This window comes from Spirillospora sp. NPDC049652 (assembly GCF_040675125.1).
Taxonomy (GTDB): domain Bacteria; phylum Actinomycetota; class Actinomycetes; order Streptosporangiales; family Streptosporangiaceae; genus Spirillospora.
Map to the genome: position 1 here is coordinate 1 of NZ_JBFAOF010001094.1, position 2,195 is coordinate 2,195.

The window sequence follows — 2,195 nt, forward strand, 5'->3', positions numbered from 1 at the left end:
CGGGCGCAGTCGCGGCGGGCGAGCCAGCCCGTCAGCTCCGCCCGGACCCGGTCGTGGCGGCGGCGCGTCCCGTACTCGGCCTGGCCCGGCGCGAGGACGACCCCGACCACCGGGACGTCCGGCACCACCGGGCGGGCCGCCAGGTCGGGGCCGGGCTCGGCGCCCGGCGCGTCGCGCGGGATCACCAGGTCGAAGCCGGTGACGGCCGGGTCGGCGGGGTCGAGCACCGACACCCCGACCGCGATCCGGCGGCAGTGCGCGAACCGCCCGTGCAGCGCCTCGACCTGCGGCCCGTGCAGCGGCCCGCAGGCGAACACCAGGTGCGTGTAGCGGGCGGGGTCGGCGTCGTCCAGGCTGAGCGCCCCCGGCCGGAACACCGGACTCCACGCCGTGTCGTACGGCAGGCCCATGGCGTCCAGCTCGCCGTGGACCGCCTCCATCGCCAGGACGTCGCCGGCCGTCGCCTCGCCGTCGACGAAGCTGGGCCATCCGGTGACCAGTACGCGTGCCATTGGAGGCATGTGCCCGCATCGGGAGGTCCGATGCGGGCACATGACCGAAAATCAACGGTTCAGCCTTCCGGCCCAGCCGACCGTTCCGGATCAGTCAACGTCGGCATCAGTCGACGTCGACCCATCCGTAGGTGCGTTCCACGGCCTTGCGCCACCCCGCGTAGCCGGACTCGCGCTGCTCATCGTCCCAGCGCGGCGTCCAGCGCTTGTCCTCGTTCCAGTTGCGGCGCAGTTCCTCGGTCGAGCCCCAGAACCCGACCGCGAGCCCCGCGGCGTACGCGGCGCCGAGCGCGGTCGTCTCGGCGACGACCGGACGCGACACCGGGACGCCGAGGATGTCGGCCTGCATCTGCATGCACAGCTCGTTCGCGGTGACGCCGCCGTCCACCTTCAGCACGTCCAGCGAGACGCCCGAGTCCTCCCGCATCGCCTCCACGACGTCGCGGGACTGGTAGCAGATCGCCTCCAGCGTCGCGCGGGCCAGGTGGGCGTTGGTGTTGAACCGGGACAGCCCCACGATCGCGCCGCGCGCGTCGCTGCGCCAGTACGGCGCGAACAGGCCGGAGAACGCCGGGACGAAGTACACGCCGCCGTTGTCCTCGACCTGCGCGGCGAGCGCCTCGCTCTGCGCCGCGCCGGAGATGATGCCCAGCTGGTCGCGCAGCCACTGGACGGCCGATCCGGTGACCGCGATCGACCCCTCCAGCGCGTACACGGGCGCGGCGTCTCCGAGCTTGTAGCAGACGGTGGTGAGCATGCCCGCCTTGGATCGGACGAGCTCCGGACCGGTGTTGAGGAGGAGGAAGTTGCCGGTGCCGTAGGTGTTCTTGGCCTCGCCCGGGGAGAAGCAGACCTGGCCGACCGTCGCGGCCTGCTGGTCGCCGAGCACGCCGCTCAGCGGGACCTCGCCGCCGAGCGGCCCGTTCGTCCGGGTCGTCCCGTACGGGTCGGGCGCGGAGGACGGCCGGATCTCGGGGAGCATCGCGCGCGGGATGCCGAAGAACGACAGCAGCTGGTCGTCCCAGTCGAGGGTCTCCAGGTCCATCAGCATCGTGCGGCTGGCGTTGGTGGGGTCGGTGACGTGCACGCCGCCGTCGGTGCCGCCGGTGAGGTTCCACAGCAGCCAGGTGTCGATGTTGCCGAAGACCGCCTCGCCGTTCTCGGCGGCCTCCCGGACGCCGTCGACGTTCTCCAGGATCCACTGGATCTTGCCGCCGGAGAAGTAGGTGGCGGGCGGCAGCCCGGCGCGGTGCCGGATGGTCTCGCCGCGCCCGTCGCGCTCCAGGGCGCTCGCGATGCGGTCGGTGCGGGTGTCCTGCCAGACGATCGCGTTGTAGTACGGGCGGCCCGTCCGCCGGTTCCACACCACGGTCGTCTCGCGCTGGTTGGTGATGCCGAACGCGGCCAGGTCGCCGTGCGACAGGTTCGCGCGGTTGAGGGTGGACTGGATGACGGCGCGGGTGCGCTCCCAGATCTCGGTGGGGTCGTGCTCGACCCAGCCGGCCTTCGGCAGGATCTGCTCGTGCTCGAGCTGGTGGCGGGCGATCTCGTTGCCGCCGTGGTCGAAGATCATGAACCGGGTGCTCGTGGTGCCCTGGTCCAGGGCTCCGACGAAGTCGGCCATCGGCACTGCTCTCCTCGCTGGTCGGGAAGGGGGGACGGCGGTCAGGACGCCTCGCCGGC

The 2,195-nt window shown here is 72.4% G+C and carries 1 protein-coding gene and 1 pseudogene; both read right to left on the reverse strand.

The features are described 5' to 3' along the window. Positions 1–512, reverse strand: a pseudogene (locus AB0J52_RS37305) (polysaccharide pyruvyl transferase family protein); the annotation flags it as partial. Positions 513–618: 106 nt separating this feature from the next. Continuing rightward, entirely contained in the window at positions 619–2,136 is a 1,518-nt protein-coding gene (glpK, locus tag AB0J52_RS37310; RefSeq protein WP_500187663.1) for a glycerol kinase GlpK, read from the reverse strand. Between the last annotated feature and the right edge of the window lie 59 nt (positions 2,137–2,195).

Coding starts and splice junctions, on each gene's coding strand:
- glpK (WP_500187663.1), bottom strand. CDS start 2,136: ATGGCCGACTTCGTCGGAGCCCTGGACCAGGGCACCACGAGCACCCGG.